Source organism: Kitasatospora sp. MMS16-BH015, assembly GCF_002943525.1.
Taxonomy (GTDB): Bacteria; Actinomycetota; Actinomycetes; order Streptomycetales; family Streptomycetaceae; genus Kitasatospora.
Window position 1 is genome coordinate 1,627,054 of the sequence record NZ_CP025394.1, and the last position, 19,241, is coordinate 1,646,294.

Consider the following 19,241-nt stretch of genomic DNA (forward strand, 5'->3'; position numbering starts at 1 on the left):
GACTCAACAGCCGAGCCGGGCCACGCACGCCTCCCACTGCCGCAGGTCGATCTCCAACTCCCCCTTGCTGCAGAACTGACCGATCGAGAGGGCGTTCAGGAGCTTGCGCGCCCGGTGGTGTCCCAGGTACAGCCCTTGGGCCAGGTGGTCCCGGTTGACCCGCAAGGTCACCAATCCGTCGTGGCTGCCACCGGCCTGCCAGGCATTCCGGACCAGCGGCCGGATCAGGACGGCCAGACGAAGCTCGGGGTCGCTCGCCCCGCGGAGCTCGTCCATCTCCTGACCCCTGCAGTAAAGGTACTGGTTCAACAGGAAGCCGACGCGCGACCCGAGCAGGACCTGGCGGAACCGATCCGCCGAACCGACCACCAGTTCGCAATCGGTATGCGCGACCACCTGGGCCATCCGGCGGGCTTTCGGATTCAGTGCCGGCCCCTCGCCGACCAGGTCGCCGGACGATCTGAACGCCACCACGGAAGACGCGCCGTCCGTCATCCTCTCCACCCGCAGCGCACCCTTCAGGATGCCGAACACCTCGGTCCCGGGGTGGCCCTGGAGGATAAGACGCTCGCCGGCAGGGACCCAGCGCCTTCTCCAATCCGCAGTAATCGAATCCCAGAGCGATTGCTGAAGGATCTCCTGGAGGGTCGGACCCGGGACAGCGAGCGATCGGCCATTGGCACTCTCGTACATGCGATGGAAGGTAGAGCATCAATGCCCATCTTCCGTTGATTTCACCGATGTTGTCGCGTTTTCAGCCCTTTCGGACATCAATTTCGAAAAACTTTTCCCAACGGGATTCCCCTATTCCGCGCGCGTAGCACGTCCTGCGGTCTGCTGTACCTACCAATCGTAGGTACAGCAGACCGCCGTCGGTCGAAACTCATAGAGAACGCAGCGACCGCCCGACCCCGGGCGACACGCCTCCAGGAGGTTCGATGACCGGCTCCATCCCCGACACCTTCACCAGCGGGCTGCGGCCCGAAGAACTCGCCGTCGTGGTCTTCGACCAGGTCGACTACTCCAAGCTGCCAGCCGCCGATCACACCGAGGCCAGCGCCGTCACCGGACCGCTGATCGAGCAGGCACTCCGCCGAGCGAGCCTCACAGCTGTCCTGGAGAGTTGGCGGATCTTCCGTGAGACCGGCGACGGTCTGGTCTTCGGCTGTGCCCCGGCCTACCTGCCCCAGCTGCTGGACCGCTTCCTCCCCGCACTCGAAGAGGTGCTCGCCGACCACCGTTCTCGCGCCGGGCGCATTCCGGTACGCATGCGAGTCGCCGTCACCTGCGGCCCGGTCTCGATCGACGGCGGGCCCGTGGACGGAAACGGGGCCGCCCGGGTCGAAGCCCACCGACTGGTCGACGCCTCCGTGTTGAAGGCCGTCATGACCGTCGCCAACCCGGAGGCCACCCACGTGGGGGCAATCGTCTCCGACCGGGTGTACCAGGACGTCGTCCTCGGCCGCTACTGCAAGCTGCACCCCGACCGGTTCCTCCGCGTCACCGCCACCGTCACGGGCAAGAAGGACTTCCGTGCTGCGGCCTGGATCCACGTGCCGGCACCGTCGGCCGGACTGCTCGCGTTCCCCCCGGCCCCGCCGACCACCGACACACCGCCGGAGGCCGTGGCGCTCCCCCTGCCCGAGCCCGACGAACTCCCCGTCCGCCCGGTGGAGTCGACGATCATCACAACGGACCAGCGGGTGAACCAGGGCATGGCCGTCAACCACGGCATCACCGGTGGCGTGAGCCTCTCCTTCGGCAAGCCGGACCGTCCGGTCCGCTGGCGGTGACCATCCCGCCCGGGCACCCTCCGGCTCTCCCCCCGCTCCATCACCTCAAAGTGAGCCAGACCGTCGGCCAAGGCGTGATCGTGCACGGCCAGGTCAACCAGCTCACCGTCATCTACCAGGACACCAGAACTCATTCACGTCCCATCGCCCGCGCGGCCCAGGGGCTCTCGCAGTTCATCAGCGAGTTCAGCCCCATCGTGGACCGGATCCGAGCCTGGTGCACCACCCCGCACCGTCCCACTGTCCCGCATGAGGTACGAGGAGGTACCGACCCATGGCAACTGCCCCCCTCTTCCCCACCCCCACCGGTGTGTTCGCCGTCATCCACCGACAGGTGACCGGGGCCTTGCAGCCCCGCCCGACCCACCTGGTACTGCCGGGCACGGACCCGGCGGAGCAGCTCCGGCTCTCCCCGGCCGACGTGTGGCAGCGGCTCTACGGCGCCGATCGTGACACTGCCCTGAACGACCTGATCTGGCAGCGGGTCGTCCGGCTCGCCCAACGGGAGATCAAGGGGACGAACAGCGCCGACAGCGTCACGGTGTCCGGCTGGAGCCAGGTCTTGCTCTGGTTGGCCATGCCGAGGCTGCGCTCCACGGTCCGCCGACTCGGCTGGGAATTCGGCTTGGAGCGGGCCGAGTTGGAGTCAGCGGCGGTGCTCGGTCTGCTCGAGGGGCTCGACGATCTCGACCCGGATCAGCCGAAGGCCGACGGCCGTCTGGTGCGGTCCGCACTGCGGCAGTGCTGGGCGCTCGTCGAGCCGGCCCACCGTGAGCGGGCGGTCGAGGACATCGGCAGGCTGGCGGGAGCGCAGGACCCCTGCCCCGATCCGGCGGAGGAGTTGGCCTGGGAGCTGTCCATCACCCCTCCGGCTCGGCCGGAGGGCTTGGCGGCCCAACTCCGCTTCACCGCCTCCCCGGAGAGCGTCGAGGGCTTCCGGCTCGGGGCGCTGGCCGAACGCTTCGGGTTGCGGGAGGTGGTCCACCGAGCCCGGCGTCCCAAGCCAGGGGACCGGATCGGCACGCTGTCGCTGCGACCTGCGCAGGCTCATCGGTGACCGCCGGCCGCGTTTCGGCCCTGACCTTTCCCGAGATCTTCAACCTGCCCGTGTCCGTCGACATGCGCACCGCGGCCGGCGCCCTCGGCGTCTGCTTGAACACCGCCTACCGCTGGGCCGCCGAAGGCACCTTCCCGTGCCGTGTCCTGCGCCCCGGCTGGCGCTACCTGGTGCCGACCGCCGGCCTGATGCGCGCTCTGGAGATCGAGTCCCGGCCGGTCCAAGCGGTCGACCTCATGGCGGGCAGCGAATACGCCGCCCGCTGGGACCAGGAACCGCTCGCCCAGGACCTGTTGGGACCGGAGGACTTCACATGAGCACGACCACGTCACAGACCGGGCCCCCGCCCGGGCGCGCACAACTGCTGGAGCTGCGGAACTGTTTCGTCATCGGCCCGGTCGGCAGCCGGTACGCCGACGCCGGCTCCGCCGCCCGGCAGGTCCACGAACGCACGATCCAACTCTTCGAAGCGGTCATCCGACCGGTCTGCGAGACGTTCGGCGCCGTTCCCGTCCGCGCCGACCAGCTCACCCGGGACGGCGAGGTCACCGACCAGATCCAGCACCACCTCCAGACGGCGGACCTGCTCATCGCCGACGTGAGCGACGGAGACCCCACCGTTCTCTACGAGTTGGGCATCAGGCGTGGCGCCGGAAAGCCGGTCGTCCTGCTCGGAGAGTTCGGCCGACTGCCGGCCGGACTCCCCGAGCACCAGACCATCAGGTTCGAGCGATCGCGGGACGGGCTGGCCACGGCCAGGGAAACGCTCATGGAAACGGTCGTCCGGGCCCTTCGGGGCCCGGACGGGTCCGGCAGCTGTGAGTCTCCGGAGGAGGACCCGGGCCTGCTGGAGCAGTTCGTCGACCTCGAAACCGACCTCGAAGCACTGTCCGAGGGCATGGCCACCATGACCGGGCTGCTCCTCACCATCGCCGAGCACCTCGAGTACCACGGGCCCCGTCTGCAACGCGTGGCTCGGGACGGCAGCCCGATGAGCACCCAACTCGCCGTCAGCCGACAGCTGGCCGCTGCGCTGGCCGCTCCGGCCGCCGGCCTCAAGGTCTCCGCCGCCGGCTTCGCGGCCCGCCTGGCACACGTCGATCCCACCGTCCACGCCGCGCTGGATCTCTTCCGAAGCGTTCCGCCGGTCCGCTGGAACGGCGACGACCGGGGGTTCCTCGCCCAGTTGGTCGATCTCTCCGCTGCTGCCAGGAACGAGGCGGCGAACCTCGCGGCATTCCGGTTCATCCTCTCGACGCTGACCGCCATGCACAGCGAACTCGCCATCCCGGCCGGGGACATCGGCACCGCGGTCGACCAACTCGGTGCCGCCATGACCAGGGTGGGTGCCTGGGACGACCGTGCCCGGCTCCTCTCCGGCTGAGACAGGAGAGACCGGCCATGACATCCCAAGAAGACGAGCTCCCGGCCGGCGACCTGTCCGACGAGGGCATGGTCCGCCGAGCCAAGGCCCTGGCCTGCGCCGCTCCGCTGCACGCGCTCGAGACGTACAAGGGCTCGCTGGAAGGGATCGACGCCCGCGGCTACCGGATGACCCAGCTGGCGCTGCACGCGATCGACCAGATCACCATCGCGATGGACTTCGACCACGGCGCGGACCCAGACCGGGTCATCGACCAACTCGCCAAGTACGCGGCGCTCCAGCAGCCGCACCATCGGGAGGAGGACCACCGGCGGATCGCCGAATGGGTGGTCGACAAGCTGATCAACGTCGGAACGGTGAACCGGGCCTTCGAGCAGGAGTACGGGCAGGTCGACCAGGACGGCACCTACCGGACCCACTGCTACCGGTTCAAGCTCGTCGTGGAGGCCTCCGCCGAGGGGAAGCTGCACCTGCGGACCACCGACCAGGCGATCAACGTGCTGGTCGGGGCGCTCGACACCGACGTGGAGTCCTCCCAGGTGGCCGCCGAGCACAAGCTCAGGAACCTGATCGAGCGCGGTCGGCTGGACGACGCCAAGGTGGCCGCCGAACAGGCCCGGCACCGCACGGTGCAGTACGCCGAGCAGCTGCGCCGACAGCTCGACGCGACCCGGCGCAACGTACGGACGGTGGACTGGGAGGAGGAGGTCCCAGAGTTGCTCGAAGCGGCGCTGGCCCACATCGAGAGCCGCTACGCGATGGAGAACCAGATCCTGGCGCACATCACCCAGCGCCGCGACGAGGCGGACAATCCGAGCTACAAGCAGCGTGCGACCGAACTGGTCGTCATCGTCCGCGAGTGCATCAGCCGGCACATGCGGCTCCAGCAGCACGTGCAGAGCGCCGGCGCGGTCTTCCGTCGCGAGCAGGACCGGCAGGAGTTCTCCGGCCCGCCGCAGCGCGCCGCGCTCGACCTGTACGGCCAGTTGCTGCTGCCGGCGCTGGAGCTTCAGGTGCGGTCCGCCCTGCCCGTCCTCGCCGGCTACTTCCGCACCTCCGTGGCACCCGTGCCGCCGGACGCCGTCGCCCTGTCCTCGATCGTCACCCGCCTCTGCCGCTCGGGACCGCCCGAACCGCCCGTCGGGGCGGTGGTGCCCGAGCCCCGGCTCTGTACCACCGCCGATGCTCCCGACTTCACCACCGAACAGCACGAACTGGCCGACCGGCTGCTCGTCCTCGGGGACGGACCCGAGTTGCTCAGCCGGCTGCTGACGCGCGCCCGCAGGTCGGGCGATCCCCAAGTCCCCAAGCTCGTCCTCCACAAGGCCGGGCACGCCTTCGGCGCACCGATCGGCAGTGCCGTGTCGAAGGGCGCCACCTCTCTGCTGCTCGCCTTCCGTACCGGTGACGAGCTGACGGACGCCGAGTACGGCGGCGACGACCTGCTGCTGACCCGGCTGCCCGTCGACCGCGCGGCCGCCACCGCACCACCCCGTCCGACCACACCCGAGGAGCAACCGTGACTCCCGAGACCTCGACCGCCGACGCCGAGGCAGCGGCCCGCCTGATCGCGTACGGCATGCGGACCAGGCAGCTGCCGGCCCGCGACCTCGACTACCTCCGGCTCACCCGGCTCTACCGGCACGACCTCGCCTTCCGGACGCTCACCGACCAGGTGGGGCGGGGGCTCGGGCTGTCGGTCCTGGGCACCGACAGCGCCACCGAGGCGCTCGTGCTGGCAGCCCTCGACGGCTCCCTGTTCGAGACCCGGATCGAGGACTACGCCAGGCTGGCCAAGCACCGGGGCAGCTTCGCCGCCCACGAGAAGGTGCTGCACGGCCTGATCCACCTGGCCGTCGCGGCCCTGGCCTTCCCCCGCCCCGACGATCTGGCGCAGGACGACTTCGTCGGCCGGGTGAACGTCGACATCGTCGAATCGACCCTCCGCGACGCCTGCCGGAAGCTCGAACTGAAGGCCGCCGAAGCCGCCGGTGAGGACGAATCTCCCAGTGAGACACCGGAGTTGGAGGAGGTGTGGCGGGTGTACGCCCGACGCCCAGAGACCGCTCGGACCAAGGGCAACGGCACGCCGGTGAACTCCACCCGCGCCATGATCGGGCGGGCACTCAACTTCCTGACCGAGAGCGGCTTCCTCAACCCGGTCGGGGAGCCCAAGGAGGGCAACTACCGGACCACTCCGCGTTACCAGCTCCAGGTGCGCGAGCTCGCGGCGACGCGGGCCTTCCAGGAGCTGCTCACCCTCGGCGCCGTCCCGATGACCGGCGCTGACGGGACCCTGCGCGTCCTGCCCGAGGACCACCGTGTCGAACTCACCTTGGAGACGGCCGATGTATGAACTCTCCCGCGTCCTGCTGCGCTCGGTCGGACCGACCGCGGCCCGCTACGAGGACGTGCTGCTCGACCTCAGCGCCGCCGGCGCTCCCGTGGCCACCACCTCCGCCACGCTGTTCGGTGAGGACGAGCCGGTGCTCCGGCCCTCCCCGGCGAGCGTCCTGCACTTGGAGAACGGCGGCGGGAAGTCGGTCCTGATCAAGCTGATCTTCTCCGTCGTCCTGCCCGGCCACCGGCAGGCGGTCGGCGCCACCGGTGCTCACACGCTCAGCAGCTTCGTGTTGGAGAACGACGTCTCCCACATCGTCCTGGAGTGGGTGCACGCCAAGAGCGGACGGCACCTGGTCACCGGCAAAGTGTCCGCCTGGCGCAACGGCCGTCCGTCCAAGGACCTCAAGCAACTCACCGAGTGGTGGTACCACTTCCGCCCGACCGAGACCCTCGGGCTGCGGAGCCTGCCGATCGAGGAGAACGGCCGCTACCGTCCGCTGAGCGACTACTGCGCGCAGCTCTCGGCGGCGGCGGACGCCGACTCGGCCCTGGAGTACTCCTGCCTCCGCGTCCAGCGAGAGTGGACCGAACGCCTGGCGGACCTCGGGCTCGACCCCGAGCTCTTCCGGTACCAGCGGGCCATGAACGCCGAGGAGGGTGAGGCCGCCGACGCGTTCTCCTTCGGCGAGCACAACGCTTTCGTCAACTCGCTGCTCCGCGCGGTGCTGCCGCCCGAGCCGGCCGAGGAGCTCACCGGCGTGGTGGGCGCCTACGCCGACAAGCTGGCGGCACGGGGGACACTCGAACTGGAACGGGACTTCGTCTCGGGCGCGTTGGAACATCTCGTACCGCTCGCGGAGGCCCGCCGGCACTGTCTGACCGAGGCCACACGCCGGGACGAGTCACTGGCTCGGCTGGACGAGCTCCTCCGGCTGATCCAGGTCCGCGCCCACCGGGAGAACATCCACTCCGCGACCCGCCGTGCCGAGAGCCGGAGCCTGGCGGAGGCCGCGAAGCAGGAGACGGCACGCCATGCCCACCTGACGGCGGTGACCACCGAGTTGCACCGCCAGGTGGCCGACCTGCGGCTGGCCGGGGCACAGACCGAGGAGCAGAAGTACCGGGCCGAGCTGGCCCGGGTCAAGCTGGTCGAGAACGGCTGGCAAGCCGTGCCGGTGGCGCTGCGACACCGTGAGGCCGTGGCGGAGGACCTGCGGCTCCGGGAGATCGTCGCGGCCACCCACGAGGCAGCCCGGCCCGCCCTCCTCGCCAGGGACACCTCGGCCCTGCACTTCCGCACGGCCCTGACGCGGCTGCACGACCGGACCGAGCAGCAGGCGGCCGAGGCCGAGGCGGCGGCCGCGGAGCAGGACGGTGAGGCACAGCAGACGCAGACTCGGTACAACGCGGCCGTGGGCCGGGCGGCACAGCGGACCGCCGAGGCTGCCGTCCAGCGGGCCGAGATCGACTCCGTCCGCCGGGAACTCGCGGCTGCGGTCACGGAAGGCCGCCTGGGCGAGGACATCACCGCCGCCGAGGCCGCCAACGCCGCCCAGGCGCAGGCGGCCCTGGCCGAGGGGCAGGTCGCCCGGTTGGAGGTCACACTCGCCGATCTCGACGAGGCCCACGAGGCCGCCGGCCGGACGAGCGCACTGGCCGCCGCGGCGGCTGCCACGGCCGACGAGGCGTACCGCACGGCCGAGCGTGAGTTCGCCGACGCCACCACCCGTACGGCGGCGCTGGCCGCGGATCCCGATCTCGGCGGGCCGACCGACCCCGGACAGTCCGTGGTGGACCTCGACCGGGACGCCGGCCCACTGCTCGACCGCCTGGCCGGGCAGCGCCGGGGCGTGGCGGCGTCCCAGGCCGCCCTCCAGGTCGGGATGGCCGCCGACGAGCGTGCCCGGACGGCATTGGAGACCACCGAACTGCTCCCGCCCTCGCTCGCCGCCGTGCGGGTGCAGGAGACGCTCAAGGAACACGGGATCGATGCCTGGACGGGCTGGGAGTACCTGGCCTCGCTCGGCATCGAACGCCGGCGCCGACTCGTCCTGCAGGAGCCCGGGCTGGCCTCCGGCGTGATCGTGAACGAGCGGTTCGACGAGGCCCGCGAGCTCCTCCGGGAGAGCGGCCTGTGGCCCACCGAGCACCTGGCCGTCGGTACTGCGGCGCAGCTGCTGACCGAGTCGGCGGAGCCGACGGAGGACGCCACCTATGTGGTGCCCGTCCACCCCGCGCTGTACGACGAGCGGGCAGCCGACGAGGAACGGGCCAGGCTGACCGAACGGCACCACGCGCACCTGCGGGAGCAGGCCGAGCTCCATGACCTGGCCGAGCGGTACGCCACGCTCCACACCAGGCTCACCGACTGGCGCCGGGACTTCCCACCCGGGCGGCTCGGCCTCCTCGACGCCACGGCGCAGCAGCGGGCGGCCGAGGCCGCCGAGGCCGCCCGGATCCTGGCCGAGCGGGTGGCCGAGGTCGAGCAGCTCGCCGAGGAGCGCCGTGTGGCCACTGCGGCGCTCCCCCCGGCCCGGCTGGCCCACCGTGCGGCAGAGCGCAACGCCGAGGCGCTGGAGCGGCTGGCCGAGCAAGAAGCCCGGATCCCGGGGTGCGAGCGTGCCGAGCGGACGGCCTTGGAGACGGCCGAGGCAGAGCGGCAGATCGCGGCCGAAGCCGCTGAACTCGGCGAGAGCCACCGCGCCCTGGCCGCCGAACACCGGCGCGCCGCCGACGCACTGCGCGGCACCGCCCAGCGGATGTCGGCGGAGCTGGACACGATCCCGATGGTCGAAGCCCTCCCGGTCGGCGTCGAGCCGAGCTCGGATCAGCCGGTCGAGGTGCTGCGCCGCGCCTTCGCCTCGGCCCAGGAGGAGCTCCGCCGCGTCGAGGTCGGTGAGGACTTGAAGGCGAAGGCCGCGCTGGCCGACGACCGGCTCAAGGCCGCCGAGCAGGACCTCGGTGACCTGGCCCAGGAAGTCCGGCGGCAGGCGGAGGAGTTGCTCGCCGGGCCCGAGACGGCGGATGCGGTCTCCCGGGCACTGGCTCGCGAGGCGGCCACCCGGGCCGTCGCCAACGCGGAGGAACGGCTCGCCGAGTCCGCTGCGGTGGCCTCGCGGCGCAAGGCCGAGTTCCAGGCCTTCCCCGTTCCGGAGGAGCCGGTCGACCTTACGCCCTTCACCTTCCCCAGGCACCTCGTCGAGGGGTTGTCGCTGCTCGCCGAGGCCGAGGCCGCCCGGGACGACTCCGACCGGCTCCGGCTGGATCTAAAGCATCGCAGCGAGGTGGCCGACCGCCGTAAGAAGGAAGCGGCCGACGCGGCCCGGCTCTTCTCGGACCTGTCGACCATCCTCGGTGCGGGCGCCGGCGCCGAGCCGACCGCGGCGGACCCCGCCTTCGAGGGCGACGCGGCTGCCGCCCGCGAACGCCACGACCTCGTGAGGTCGCGGTTCGACGAGGCGGCGCAGGCCCTGTCCGACGCCCAGCGCGCCGAACGCACCCTGACCGACCAGCTGGTGCGGCATGCCGTCGACGACCGCTTCCTCGAACTCAAGCTCCCGAACCGCGCGATCATCATGGCGACCGAGCCGGCCGACCTGCCCGCCCACGCCGCTCAGTGGACCGGGATGTTGCGCCAGCGCCTGCGCTCGCTGGAGACCGACCTGGATTCGATTGGCCGTCATCGCAGCGCCATCATCGGGCAGTTGGGCCAGCAGGTGCGCGAAGCGCTCCGCCTGGTCAAGCGTGCCGAATCGCTTTCCACGCTGCCGGCCGGGATGGGCGACTGGTCCGGGAAGCCGTTCCTGCGCATTGCCTTCACCCGAGCCGAGGACGAGGCCCTGACCGACCGACTCGGCTCGGTCGTGGACGAGGCGTCCGCCGAAGCGGCCACCGGCAGGGCGGCCAGGCGGGACGGCCTCTCCCTCGTGCTGCGCGGAGTCGCGGCCGCCGTGGGCACCAAGGGCTTCGACGTCCAAGTCCTCAAGCCCGACTCCACTCTGCGGGACGAGCGCGTCCCGGTCTCGGAGATCAAGCAGATCTTCTCGGGCGGCCAGGTGCTGACCGCCGCGATCGTCCTCTACTGCACCTTGGCGGCACTCCGGTCCAGCGAACAGGGCCGCACCAGGCACCGGCACTCCGGGGTGCTGTTCCTCGACAATCCGATCGGACGGGCCTCCGCCGGCTACCTGCTGCAGCTGCAGCAGCTCGTGGCCTCCACCCTCGGGGTCCAACTCGTCTACACCACAGGCCTGTACGACCTGACGGTACTGGAGAACTTCCCCTTGGTGGTCCGGCTGCGCAACAGCGCCGACCTGGGCGCCAATCGCAAGTACCTGACCGTCGAGGAGACCATCCGGCCCCGCCTTGACAACATCCTGCCGGAGCAGGGCGGCACCATCGACTCGGCCCGGTACTACCGGCGACCCGTGGAGGACCTCCGTGACGACGTCTGAGCCCCTGCGGCTGACCCCCGCCGAGCGACGCTTCCTGGCCGCGCTCCGCGAACGGGCGTCCCACGGCAAGCGGACAGGTGCGCGCTGGCGCAAACTGGCCGTCCGGGTGGTACGCGAGCTTCACCACGAGCACGCCGGCCGGGCCGGGGACCACGAACTGCCTCCCCGACTGCTTCTGCGTACCCTGAAGCGGCTCCAAGCCGCCGAGGAGATCAGCTTCGTGGCAGGCAGCGACCAGGAGAAGGTCGAACTGCCCCAGCATATCCGGGTGTTCGTTCCGCCTGTCACCCCTCTCGACCGGCCGGCCATGCCACCGCTGCACGCGCGGATGAGCCGGGTCGCGGCGGAGTGGAACCAGAAGGGCCGCAAGCCCCACCAGCTCGCCGCGTACATCGCGGTGAACGACTGGCTGCTGCGGGGCCCCGACCCGACACCGCTGCCCATGTGCGAGCGGTCGCTCGAAGTGTTCGGTCACCCGGCCCACCTGGGCCACTTCCCGGAGCCGGAGAAGGCCCTGCGGGACCTCAACTTCGGCTGGCTGTTCCGCGACCGCGGGCAGCTGCGCGACTTCCTGCACCTGGTGCGGGCGGAGCCGCCGTTGCTGAACGAGTGGTACCCGGCCAAACCCCAGGAACGGGGGTACACCGCGATGCGGCGGGGCGACATCCTCCTCGTGGTCGAGAACTACACCACCTGCTGGTCACTAACCAAGGCGCTGACCTCGGTGGACCATCGGCTCGGATACCTTGCCTGGGGCATCGGGAAGTCCTTCGCCTCCTCGGTCCGGAGCATCCGTCCCGACCACGGGATCGGCGCGATCAGGTACTTCGGCGACCTGGACGTCAGCGGGCTCACCATCCCCGTCCGCGCGGGTGACCAGGCCCGCGCCGCCGGCCTGCCGCCGATCGTGCCGGTTACCGAGCTGTACGACGCGCTGTTCCGGCTCGGCACTCCGCTGCCCGGCAAGGAGGCCGTCTCACCGGCCAAGGCCGAGGAGTTGGCAGCCTGGCTCCCGGAGCGGCACCGCGCCCGGGCCGTCGGACTCCTAGTCCGTGGCGAACGGCTCGCCCAGGAGTGGGTGAACCTGCGGTACCTGGAGTCGGCCACGGGCTGGCACACCGACGTCCGGTGACAGCGCGATCGCAGGAGGGGCCGGGCCGCGAGCTGCGGCTCGGCCCTCTCCGCCGGGCCGGTGGGGTCAGAGCGAGGCCAGGTTGGCGGTGAGGTCGTCGAGGCCGTAGGAGCCCTGGGAGATGGCCTTCATGTGCCAGGTCTTGAGGTCGAAGGCCGGGCCGAGGCGGTGGCGGGCGGCCTCGCGGCCCTGGAGCCAGGCGCGTTCGCCGAGCTTGTAGCCGATGGCCTGGCCGGGCCAGCCGAGGTAGCGGTTGACCTCGCTGGCGCGGCGGGCGGCGGGGCTGCCCTGGTAGGTGGCGAGGAAGAGGTCGGCGAGCTCCGGGGTCCAGGTCCGGCCGGGGTGGAAGGGGGAGTCGGCGGGGATGGCCAGGCGCATGTGCATGCCGATGTCGACGATCACCCGGATCACCCGGAGCATCTGCTTGGTGAGGTAGCCGAGCCGGTCGGCCGGGTCAGCCAGGAAGCCGAGGTCGTCCATCAGCCGCTCGGCGTACAGCGCCCAGCCCTCGACGTTGGCGCTGACCTTGCCGAGGGTCACCTGGTAGCGGCTCAGCTGGTCGGCGACGGCCGTCCAGCGGGCGAGCTGGAGGTGGTGGCCGGGCACGCCCTCGTGGTACCAGGTGCTGACCAGCTGCCAGGTCGGGAAGGTGTCCCGGCCGAGGGTGGGCAGGTAGGTGCGGCCGGGGCGGCTGAAGTCGAGGCTCGGGCCCTGGTAGAACGGCGCCGCCGCGCTGCCCGCCGGGGCGATCCTGGACTCGACCCGGCGCAGCGGCCCGGTGATGTCGAAGTGGGTGCCGTCCAGGGCGGCGATCGCCTCGTCCATGACGCCCTGGAGCCAGTCGCGGACGGCCTCCTCGCCCTTGATCGCGTGGCCGTGCTCGTTGAGGTGGTCCATCGCCGCCGTGACACCGGCCCCCGGCAGCACCTGCTCGGCCGCCGTCACCATCTCGGCACGGGTGCGGTGGAACTCCGTCCAGGCCCAGTCGTACGCCTCGGCCACGTCCACGTCCGAGCCGGTGGCCAGCCGGGCCGAGCGCAGGTAGCGCTCCAGGCCGACCGCGTCCGGCGTGCCCGCCGCCTTGGGAAGGTAACTCTCGGTCAGCCAGTCGCGCAGCTCGCCGACGGCGGCGGTGGCGGCCAGCGCGGCGGCGTCGAGCTCGCCACGCAGCCGCTCGGGCCCGTCGGCGACGAACCCGGCGAACCAGCCGGCCCCGCCGTCGGCCCGGCCGGTCCAGGCGTCCAGCTGGGCGAGCACGGTCTCGACCTGCCGCGGCGCCGAGAGCAGCCCGCGCTCGATGCCCTGCCCGAGGGTGGCCCGGTAGCCGGCCACCGCCCCCGGCACGGCCCGGAGCCGGCCCGCCACCGCCGCCCACTCCTCCTCGGTGCCGGTCGGCATCAGGGTGAAGATCGAACGGACGTAGTGGATCGGCGAGTTGGTGTTGCGCAGGGCCCGGACGTGGTCGCCGGCCTCGTGCACGGCGAGCTGGGCGGTCAGCCGCTCGCGGAGCAGCCGGGCGCAGGCGGCCTCCGTCGGATCGGTGGCGGTGGCGGTGGCGGGGAGGCGGTCGAGGGCGGCGAGGGTCTCGCGGGCCAGGTCGGCCAGCGCCTCGAAGCCCTCGGGCGAGAGGTCGACCTGGCGGGTGTCGCCGGCGTGCAGGCCGAGTACGGCCGCCGTCATCGGGTCCTGGGCGGCGGAGCGGTCGACGAACGCGTCCGCGAGGCGCCGAGGGGTGTCGGCCGCACCTGACCGCTGCTGATCTGAGGTCTGCTCATTCGACATCCCCCCATCCTGGCAGCCCGTCCGGAGCCGGGTCGGGGAAGGAGGAGGGGAAGGAGGCACCGGGTCGGACACACGGGGGCGGGGCCCGGCTTGAGTTGGCCGGACGACAGGCGGGGGGTCGGGCAGGCGGAGGCCCGGGGGGACGCAGCCGCTCATCGGGTGAGCGGGCCGGTGTGGCGGGCGGAGCGTGCGGCGGGTCGGGGCGCGAGGCCGCCTAACGTGGCAGCGCGGCCGTGCACCCGGTGCGGCCGACAGGCTGGAGGTGGCGGGTTGATGGTGCGTGGACTGGCGAGAGCAGCGGCCGTCTGCTGTGCGGTGACGGCGTTGGTGGCGGCACCGGCGGCGGTATCGGCGGCGGCGGTACCGCCGGCCGGAGCCGAGGGGCTGACAGCCGGACAGCTCCGGGTCGGAGCCGGCGGACTCAAGGTGCTGCCCGAGGACCCCGACCCGGCACCGGCCGGCGGGGTGGTCACCGTGCACGCGCTGGTGGCCAACGAGGGATCGGCCCGGAGCGCCGCCTTCACGGTGACAGTGGTGCTTCCTGAGGGAGCGACGCCCGAGGAACAGCCGGACCAGTCGTACTTCCCGCAGAACTGCGCGGCCGTCGACCGCACGGTGACCTGCCACTACCCGAAGGGGCTGCCCGTGGACCACACGGCCACCGCGATCATCCCGGCCCGGCTGAGCGCGGACGCCACGGGCGTGCTGGAGGGCGGCACGGTGTCGGTGGCCGAGGACAGCAACCCCTCGGACACCGACACCGCGAGCTACGTCATCCAGGTCTCGACCGGCTGACCGGTCAGCGGTAGACCCGGACGTAGTCGGCGGCGAAGCTGATCGGGCCGCTGCCACTGGGCGCCGGGTGGAAGTCGCCGGAGCAGAGCGAGAGGTTGAGGATCAGGTACGCGGTCCAGTTGGCACCGACGCCCTTCTTGTCCTCGAAGACCCGCACCCCGTTGACGTACCAGTCCACCGAGTCCGCGAGGTAGTGGGTGCCGATGGTCACCCACTCCCCCGGCTTCACCGCCGTCAGGTCCGGCCAGTACTTCTGCGCGGGACGGACGTGGTTGGTCAGCTCCAGCAGGTGCGGGTTGTCGGGGTGGTACTCGAAGGAGTCGATCTCGTTGGCGCCCTTGTGCCAGGTCCACAGCGCCGGCCAGGCACCCAGCTCCTTGGGCATCCGCACCCGCGTCTCGGCGTAGTCACCCGTCTTCACCATGAACTTCTCCACCGTGTTCTCGGTGGTGATCAGCCCGGTGTCCCAGGCCTTGCGGCCACTGGGCAGCGTGAAGTCACTGCGCCGCGCGGTGAAGGTGGCCACCCCGTCGGCCACCGAGACGCCGTTCGGGTCGATCCGGTCCAGCTTGTCGTCGTCGGGGTTGTAGTTGCCGTACCGGTAGGCGCTGCTGATGCTCTGGTTCCACTTGACCGCGGTGATCGGACCGTCGAACTCGTCCCGCCAGACCAGCTTCTTGCCGGGCACCGGCGCGGTGGGGTCGGGCGCGGAGGCCGGGGTGACGGTGAAGGTCCGCTCGGGCAGGTTGTGCCAGGTGCCGGCCTGGTCCTGGTAGAACCCGAACATCCGGTACGTGCCCGCCGGGAAGCTCCGGGCGCCGGTCTTGACCGTCACCTCCTGCGGGCAGATCTGCTGGCTGGCCGCGCCGCCGGGGAAGTCCAGGTTGTTGTCGGCCGCGTCCCGGACGCCGACCCCGACCACGGCCGCGGTGAAGCAGGAGGAGGCGTGCAGGGTGAGCTGCGCCGCGACGGGGGTGTCGGCGGCCGCGTCGGCGGGCGACACCTGGTCCAGGGTCACCACCGGGACGGGCGGCGGGGGCGGCGGGGCGACGGTGAAGGTCTGCTCGGGCAGGTTGCGCCAGGCGCCGGCCTGGTCCTGGTAGAACCCGAACATCCGGTAGGTGCCCGCCTTGAACGAGCGGGTGCCGGTCGTGAGCGTCACGCCCTGCGGGCAGATCTGCTGGTTCGTCAGGCTGCCGGGGAAGTCGAGGTTGGCGCCGGCCGCGTCGCGGATGCCGACACCGAGCACGGCGGCCGTGAAGCAGGCCGAGGACTTGACCACCAGCTGGGCCGCGACCGGGGTGTCGGGCAGCGCGGTGGTGGGGGTGAGCGATTGCTGCGTCACGGTGGGCGGAGCCGCCGGGGCGGCGGGGGCGGCGGCCGGGGCCGCGTGGGCCGCCGGGGCGGCCACCAGGAGGAGCGCGGCGGCGAGAGCGCCGGCGCGGGCGGTGCGGGGGAGGATTCTGACCACGTTTCGAACGCTAGGCAGCGTCCGGGCGCGCCACCGCCCGGACGGGCCGTTCGGGTGCCCCGGAGCTGACGGGCCGTCGGGCCGGACGCCCCGGACAGGCCTTTCCCGTGGCTTTCTCGGCGACGCTTCCGCCGGAGGGGGGAAATGTCGATTTCCCGACCTCGGTCGTACCGCTCCCGCCCTGGAGTGTTCGCGGGCCAAGGAAGCGGTGGATTGGCGCGTTGGGGCACGGATCCGGGGCTCGCTGGCGTAGGGTCTGCTCGGCACGTGCGCGGCCGAACGCGCCTGCCGGAGTCCGAATCCTGGGGGATCAATGGTGCCGACGAACTTCGTCGACCGGGTCGAGCCGATGGCTCAGCTGAGCAGTCTGGCAGGCGGTCTGGCGGGCGGTCACGGGCGGGCCTTCGTGGTCGAGGGTCGGTCCGGCATGGGGAAGACGGCCCTGCTGGCGAAGTTCGCGCAGAACCTGGCGGCCGGGGAGGCGCAGCCAAGCTCCTGCGTGGTCGTCTCCACCCGCTGCCACCCCGAGATCGGCGCCGGGCTGACCTACGCGCCCGCGCTCGACCTGCTGGTCCAGCTGCACGAGCAGACCGAGCAGCCCGGCTGGCTCCGCCGTGTGCTCAAGGCCGCCGGTCTGGGCGTGGTGAAGTCGGCCCCCGCGATGCTCTCCGCCCTCGTGCCCGGGCTGGGCGCGGTCTGGACGGCCGGGCGGGAGGCCGCCGAGACGGCGCTCAAATCGGGCTCCGCGCCGCTCGACAGCGTGATGCCGATCCAGCTCGGCGCCGCCCTCCAGATCTCCGAGGCCCTGCTCGCCGGGGCCACCCCGGAGCGGCCGGTGGTGCTGCTGGTCGACGACGTCCAGTTCATCGACCCGAGCAGCCTGCTGGTGCTCGACCGCGTGGTGCGCAAGCTCGCCACCAAGCCGGTGGCCCTGGTCCTGAGCCACACCCGCCCCGACACGGACACCGCCGTGAGCGCGACCCTGGACCTCTGGGAGCGGGACGGCCTCGCCACCCGCTGCCCGCTGGACGGCCTCCCCGAGGACGCCGTCCAGGAACTCGTGGCCCTGAAGTTCGACCAGCACCCCGCCACTCTCCCCGGCGAGGTCTTCCGGCTCACCGGCGGCCACTCGCTGCTGGTCTCGCTCTGCCTGGAGGAGTGGCAGCGGGACAGCGACCACACCGGACCGCTCCCGGCGAGCGTCGCCCGGGTGGTGGAGGCCCGGCTGCGCGCGCTCGACGAGCAGGACCGCCGGATCGTCGCCGTCGCCGCCGTCCAGGGCCCGGTCTTCCTCTCCCGCCTGGTGGCCGAGACCGTGGCGCTCCCGCACGAGGAGGTGATCGAGCGGCTCAGCCGGATCGCCCGGCACCGCCTGATCACCCTTCACCAGCCTCCGGCCTGGGCCGAGGCGGAGAGAACGGACTGCTACGCCTTCGAGCACGCCGCGCTCTGGCGGGTGGTGTACGAGCAGCAGACCCCGGAGCAGCGCCGCTCCCGGCACGAGCGGATCGCGCAGGCGCTGCTGGCCGTGGACACCGAGCCCGCCGACCTGCCGCTCGGCCGCCGGCTGGAGATCGCCCACCACCTGGACCGGGGCGGCGCCCCGTGCCTGGAGGATTCGGCCGACGCGCACTACGCACTGGCCCGCTCGGCCGCGTTGGACGGGCTCTCCTTCACCGAGGCCGAGTCGCACTGCGAGGTGGCGATCAAGGCCGCCCGTGCCCTCCCCCGCACCACCCCGGGCCGCGACCGCCGCCTGGTGAGCGCGATCGAGCTGCTGCTCTCGCTGACCGAGGTCCGCTGGCAGGGCCAGGCGATGCCGGCCCGCGGGCTGGACGTGGACGCGCTGGCCGCCGAGGCCGAGCAAGCCGCCCTCCGCTGCGGCGATGCCCGGCTGGTCGCCCGCACCACCCTGCTGCGCGGCAAGTCGCTGCTGGTCACCCGCGGCCTGGGACCGTCCCTGGTCAAGCTCCGTGAGGCGATCGAGAAGGCGGCCCGGGCCGAGGACCCGGTGGCGCTGTTCGTCGCGAAGGTCGAGTACGGCCGCCAGGTCTCCAAGCACCGCCTCGCCGACGGCCTGGCCCAGCTGTACGAGGTCGAGCGGATGTACGCGAGCGACCCGGCCCTCGGCGCCACCGGTGACCCGGTGCTCCAGCACGCGCGCAACCTGGCCGAGATGCAGCTCGCCGTCAACCTCTTCGACAGCGGCCGGCTCGGCGAGGCGCTCGGCCGGCTGCTGCGCTGCGTCGATCGGCTACGGCAGGAGCCGCTCGGGGCCGAGCTGCCGATAGCGCTCAACTACCTGGCCCAGGTGCACACGGCCGTCGGCCGGCCGGACCAGGCCGAGCAGGCCCTCCTGGAGGCCCTCGCCTTCGAGGACCGGCGTGGCGGCGACAGCGGCTGGCACGCCTACAACACCGCCCTGTACGCCCGCCTGCTGGCCGCGGACCCGGACCCGACCCGCCGCGCGGAGGCCTCGGCCGCGATCGAGCGGGCCTGGCTGGAGACCGAACGCACCTGGCTGGCCAACCTGGTGCCGATCGTCCGCAACCTCTACGCGGACATCCTGCTCGACCTCGCTGTCCGCCCGGACGAGCAGGCGGGCGCCCGCGCGGAGGAGTCGTACCGGGAGCAGCTGCGCCGGGCCGACAAGCTCGCCCTCGACACCCACGTGGAGACCGAGCAGACCGGGATGGTGCGCAGCCGGATCGCCGCCCTGACCCTGCGTGGCCGGGCCCACCTGGCCCTGGGCGAGCCGGCCGCGGCGGCCCGGTACGCCGGGGAGGCGGTGCGGATCCTGGACGAGGTCGGCGACATGCCGGCGCTGCGCACCGAGGAGGTGCTCTACCACGCGGCCCTGGCCCAGGACGGCGCGGGCGATCCGGCCGCGGCCAAGGAGCTGCTAGGCCGGGCCCGGGCCGTGGTGCTCGACAAGGCCGCACACATCGAGGACCCCGAGCTGCGCGGGCGCTTCCTGGCCGACGTGGCGCTCAACCGGCGGATCCTGGCCGACGGGGGCTCGGAGTGAGC

General features: G+C 72.1%; 13 protein-coding genes. 10 read left to right on the forward strand and 3 right to left on the reverse strand.

The features are described from left to right. Positions 1 to 3 precede the first annotated feature (3 nt). The gene (locus CFP65_RS07015) at positions 4 to 693 is read right to left on the reverse strand and encodes a Crp/Fnr family transcriptional regulator (RefSeq protein ID WP_104815268.1); all 690 of its coding nucleotides are present in this window, start codon (positions 691 to 693) and stop codon (positions 4 to 6) included. A gap of 245 nt (positions 694 to 938) precedes the next feature. On the opposite strand from CFP65_RS07015, the gene CFP65_RS07020 reads away from it, so the two are divergent. From CFP65_RS07020 to CFP65_RS07055, 8 genes are all read left to right on the forward strand, one after another. Continuing rightward, positions 939 to 1,793, forward strand: a complete 855-nt coding sequence (locus CFP65_RS07020) for a hypothetical protein (protein ID WP_104815269.1) — start codon at positions 939 to 941, stop codon at positions 1,791 to 1,793. A gap of 274 nt (positions 1,794 to 2,067) precedes the next feature. Continuing rightward, the gene (locus CFP65_RS07025) at positions 2,068 to 2,850 is read left to right on the forward strand and encodes a hypothetical protein (protein ID WP_104815270.1); all 783 of its coding nucleotides are present in this window, start codon (positions 2,068 to 2,070) and stop codon (positions 2,848 to 2,850) included. Then, complete coding sequence (locus tag CFP65_RS07030) at positions 2,847 to 3,167, forward strand: helix-turn-helix domain-containing protein (RefSeq protein ID WP_104815271.1); 321 nt, start codon at positions 2,847 to 2,849, stop codon at positions 3,165 to 3,167. The genes CFP65_RS07025 and CFP65_RS07030 overlap by 4 nt, the downstream gene beginning before the upstream one ends. Continuing rightward, complete coding sequence (locus CFP65_RS07035) at positions 3,164 to 4,234, forward strand: hypothetical protein (RefSeq protein ID WP_104815272.1); 1,071 nt, start codon at positions 3,164 to 3,166, stop codon at positions 4,232 to 4,234. The genes CFP65_RS07030 and CFP65_RS07035 overlap by 4 nt, the downstream gene beginning before the upstream one ends. A 17-nt stretch (positions 4,235 to 4,251) precedes the next feature. Next, positions 4,252 to 5,757, forward strand: a complete 1,506-nt coding sequence (locus CFP65_RS07040; protein WP_104815273.1) for a hypothetical protein — start codon at positions 4,252 to 4,254, stop codon at positions 5,755 to 5,757. After that, positions 5,754 to 6,590: a hypothetical protein gene (locus CFP65_RS07045; RefSeq protein ID WP_254552268.1), complete on the forward strand. Its 837-nt coding sequence runs from the start codon at positions 5,754 to 5,756 to the stop codon at positions 6,588 to 6,590. The genes CFP65_RS07040 and CFP65_RS07045 overlap by 4 nt, the downstream gene beginning before the upstream one ends. Beyond that, positions 6,583 to 11,031 carry a hypothetical protein gene (locus CFP65_RS07050; protein WP_104815274.1) on the forward strand — a complete coding sequence of 1,483 codons (4,449 nt, stop codon included), beginning with the start codon at positions 6,583 to 6,585 and terminating at the stop codon, positions 11,029 to 11,031. The genes CFP65_RS07045 and CFP65_RS07050 overlap by 8 nt, the downstream gene beginning before the upstream one ends. Further along, positions 11,018 to 12,163, forward strand: coding sequence for a hypothetical protein (locus CFP65_RS07055; protein WP_104815275.1), 1,146 nt, complete (start codon positions 11,018 to 11,020; stop codon positions 12,161 to 12,163). The genes CFP65_RS07050 and CFP65_RS07055 overlap by 14 nt, the downstream gene beginning before the upstream one ends. A 66-nt stretch (positions 12,164 to 12,229) precedes the next feature. Here the strand turns inward: CFP65_RS07055 and CFP65_RS07060 are convergent, their stop codons facing one another. Next, entirely contained in the window at positions 12,230 to 13,945 is a 1,716-nt protein-coding gene (locus CFP65_RS07060; RefSeq protein ID WP_104815276.1) for a DUF885 domain-containing protein, read from the reverse strand. Between the two features lie 273 nt (positions 13,946 to 14,218). Here CFP65_RS07060 and CFP65_RS07065 point away from each other — a divergent pair, with 273 nt between their 5' ends. Beyond that, positions 14,219 to 14,740 (forward strand): hypothetical protein, encoded by a 522-nt coding sequence (locus tag CFP65_RS07065; protein WP_158702070.1) that lies wholly within the window; start codon positions 14,219 to 14,221, stop codon positions 14,738 to 14,740. A 4-nt stretch (positions 14,741 to 14,744) separates the two neighbouring features. On the opposite strand, the gene CFP65_RS38740 is transcribed toward CFP65_RS07065, so the two are convergent. Further along, entirely contained in the window at positions 14,745 to 16,211 is a 1,467-nt protein-coding gene (locus tag CFP65_RS38740) for a glycoside hydrolase family 16 protein (protein WP_254552269.1), read from the reverse strand. Positions 16,212 to 16,524: 313 nt separating this feature from the next. On the opposite strand from CFP65_RS38740, the gene CFP65_RS07075 reads away from it, so the two are divergent. Further along, the gene (locus CFP65_RS07075; RefSeq protein ID WP_104815278.1) at positions 16,525 to 19,239 is read left to right on the forward strand and encodes an AAA family ATPase; all 2,715 of its coding nucleotides are present in this window, start codon (positions 16,525 to 16,527) and stop codon (positions 19,237 to 19,239) included. The last annotated feature ends 2 nt before the right edge of the window (positions 19,240 to 19,241 follow it).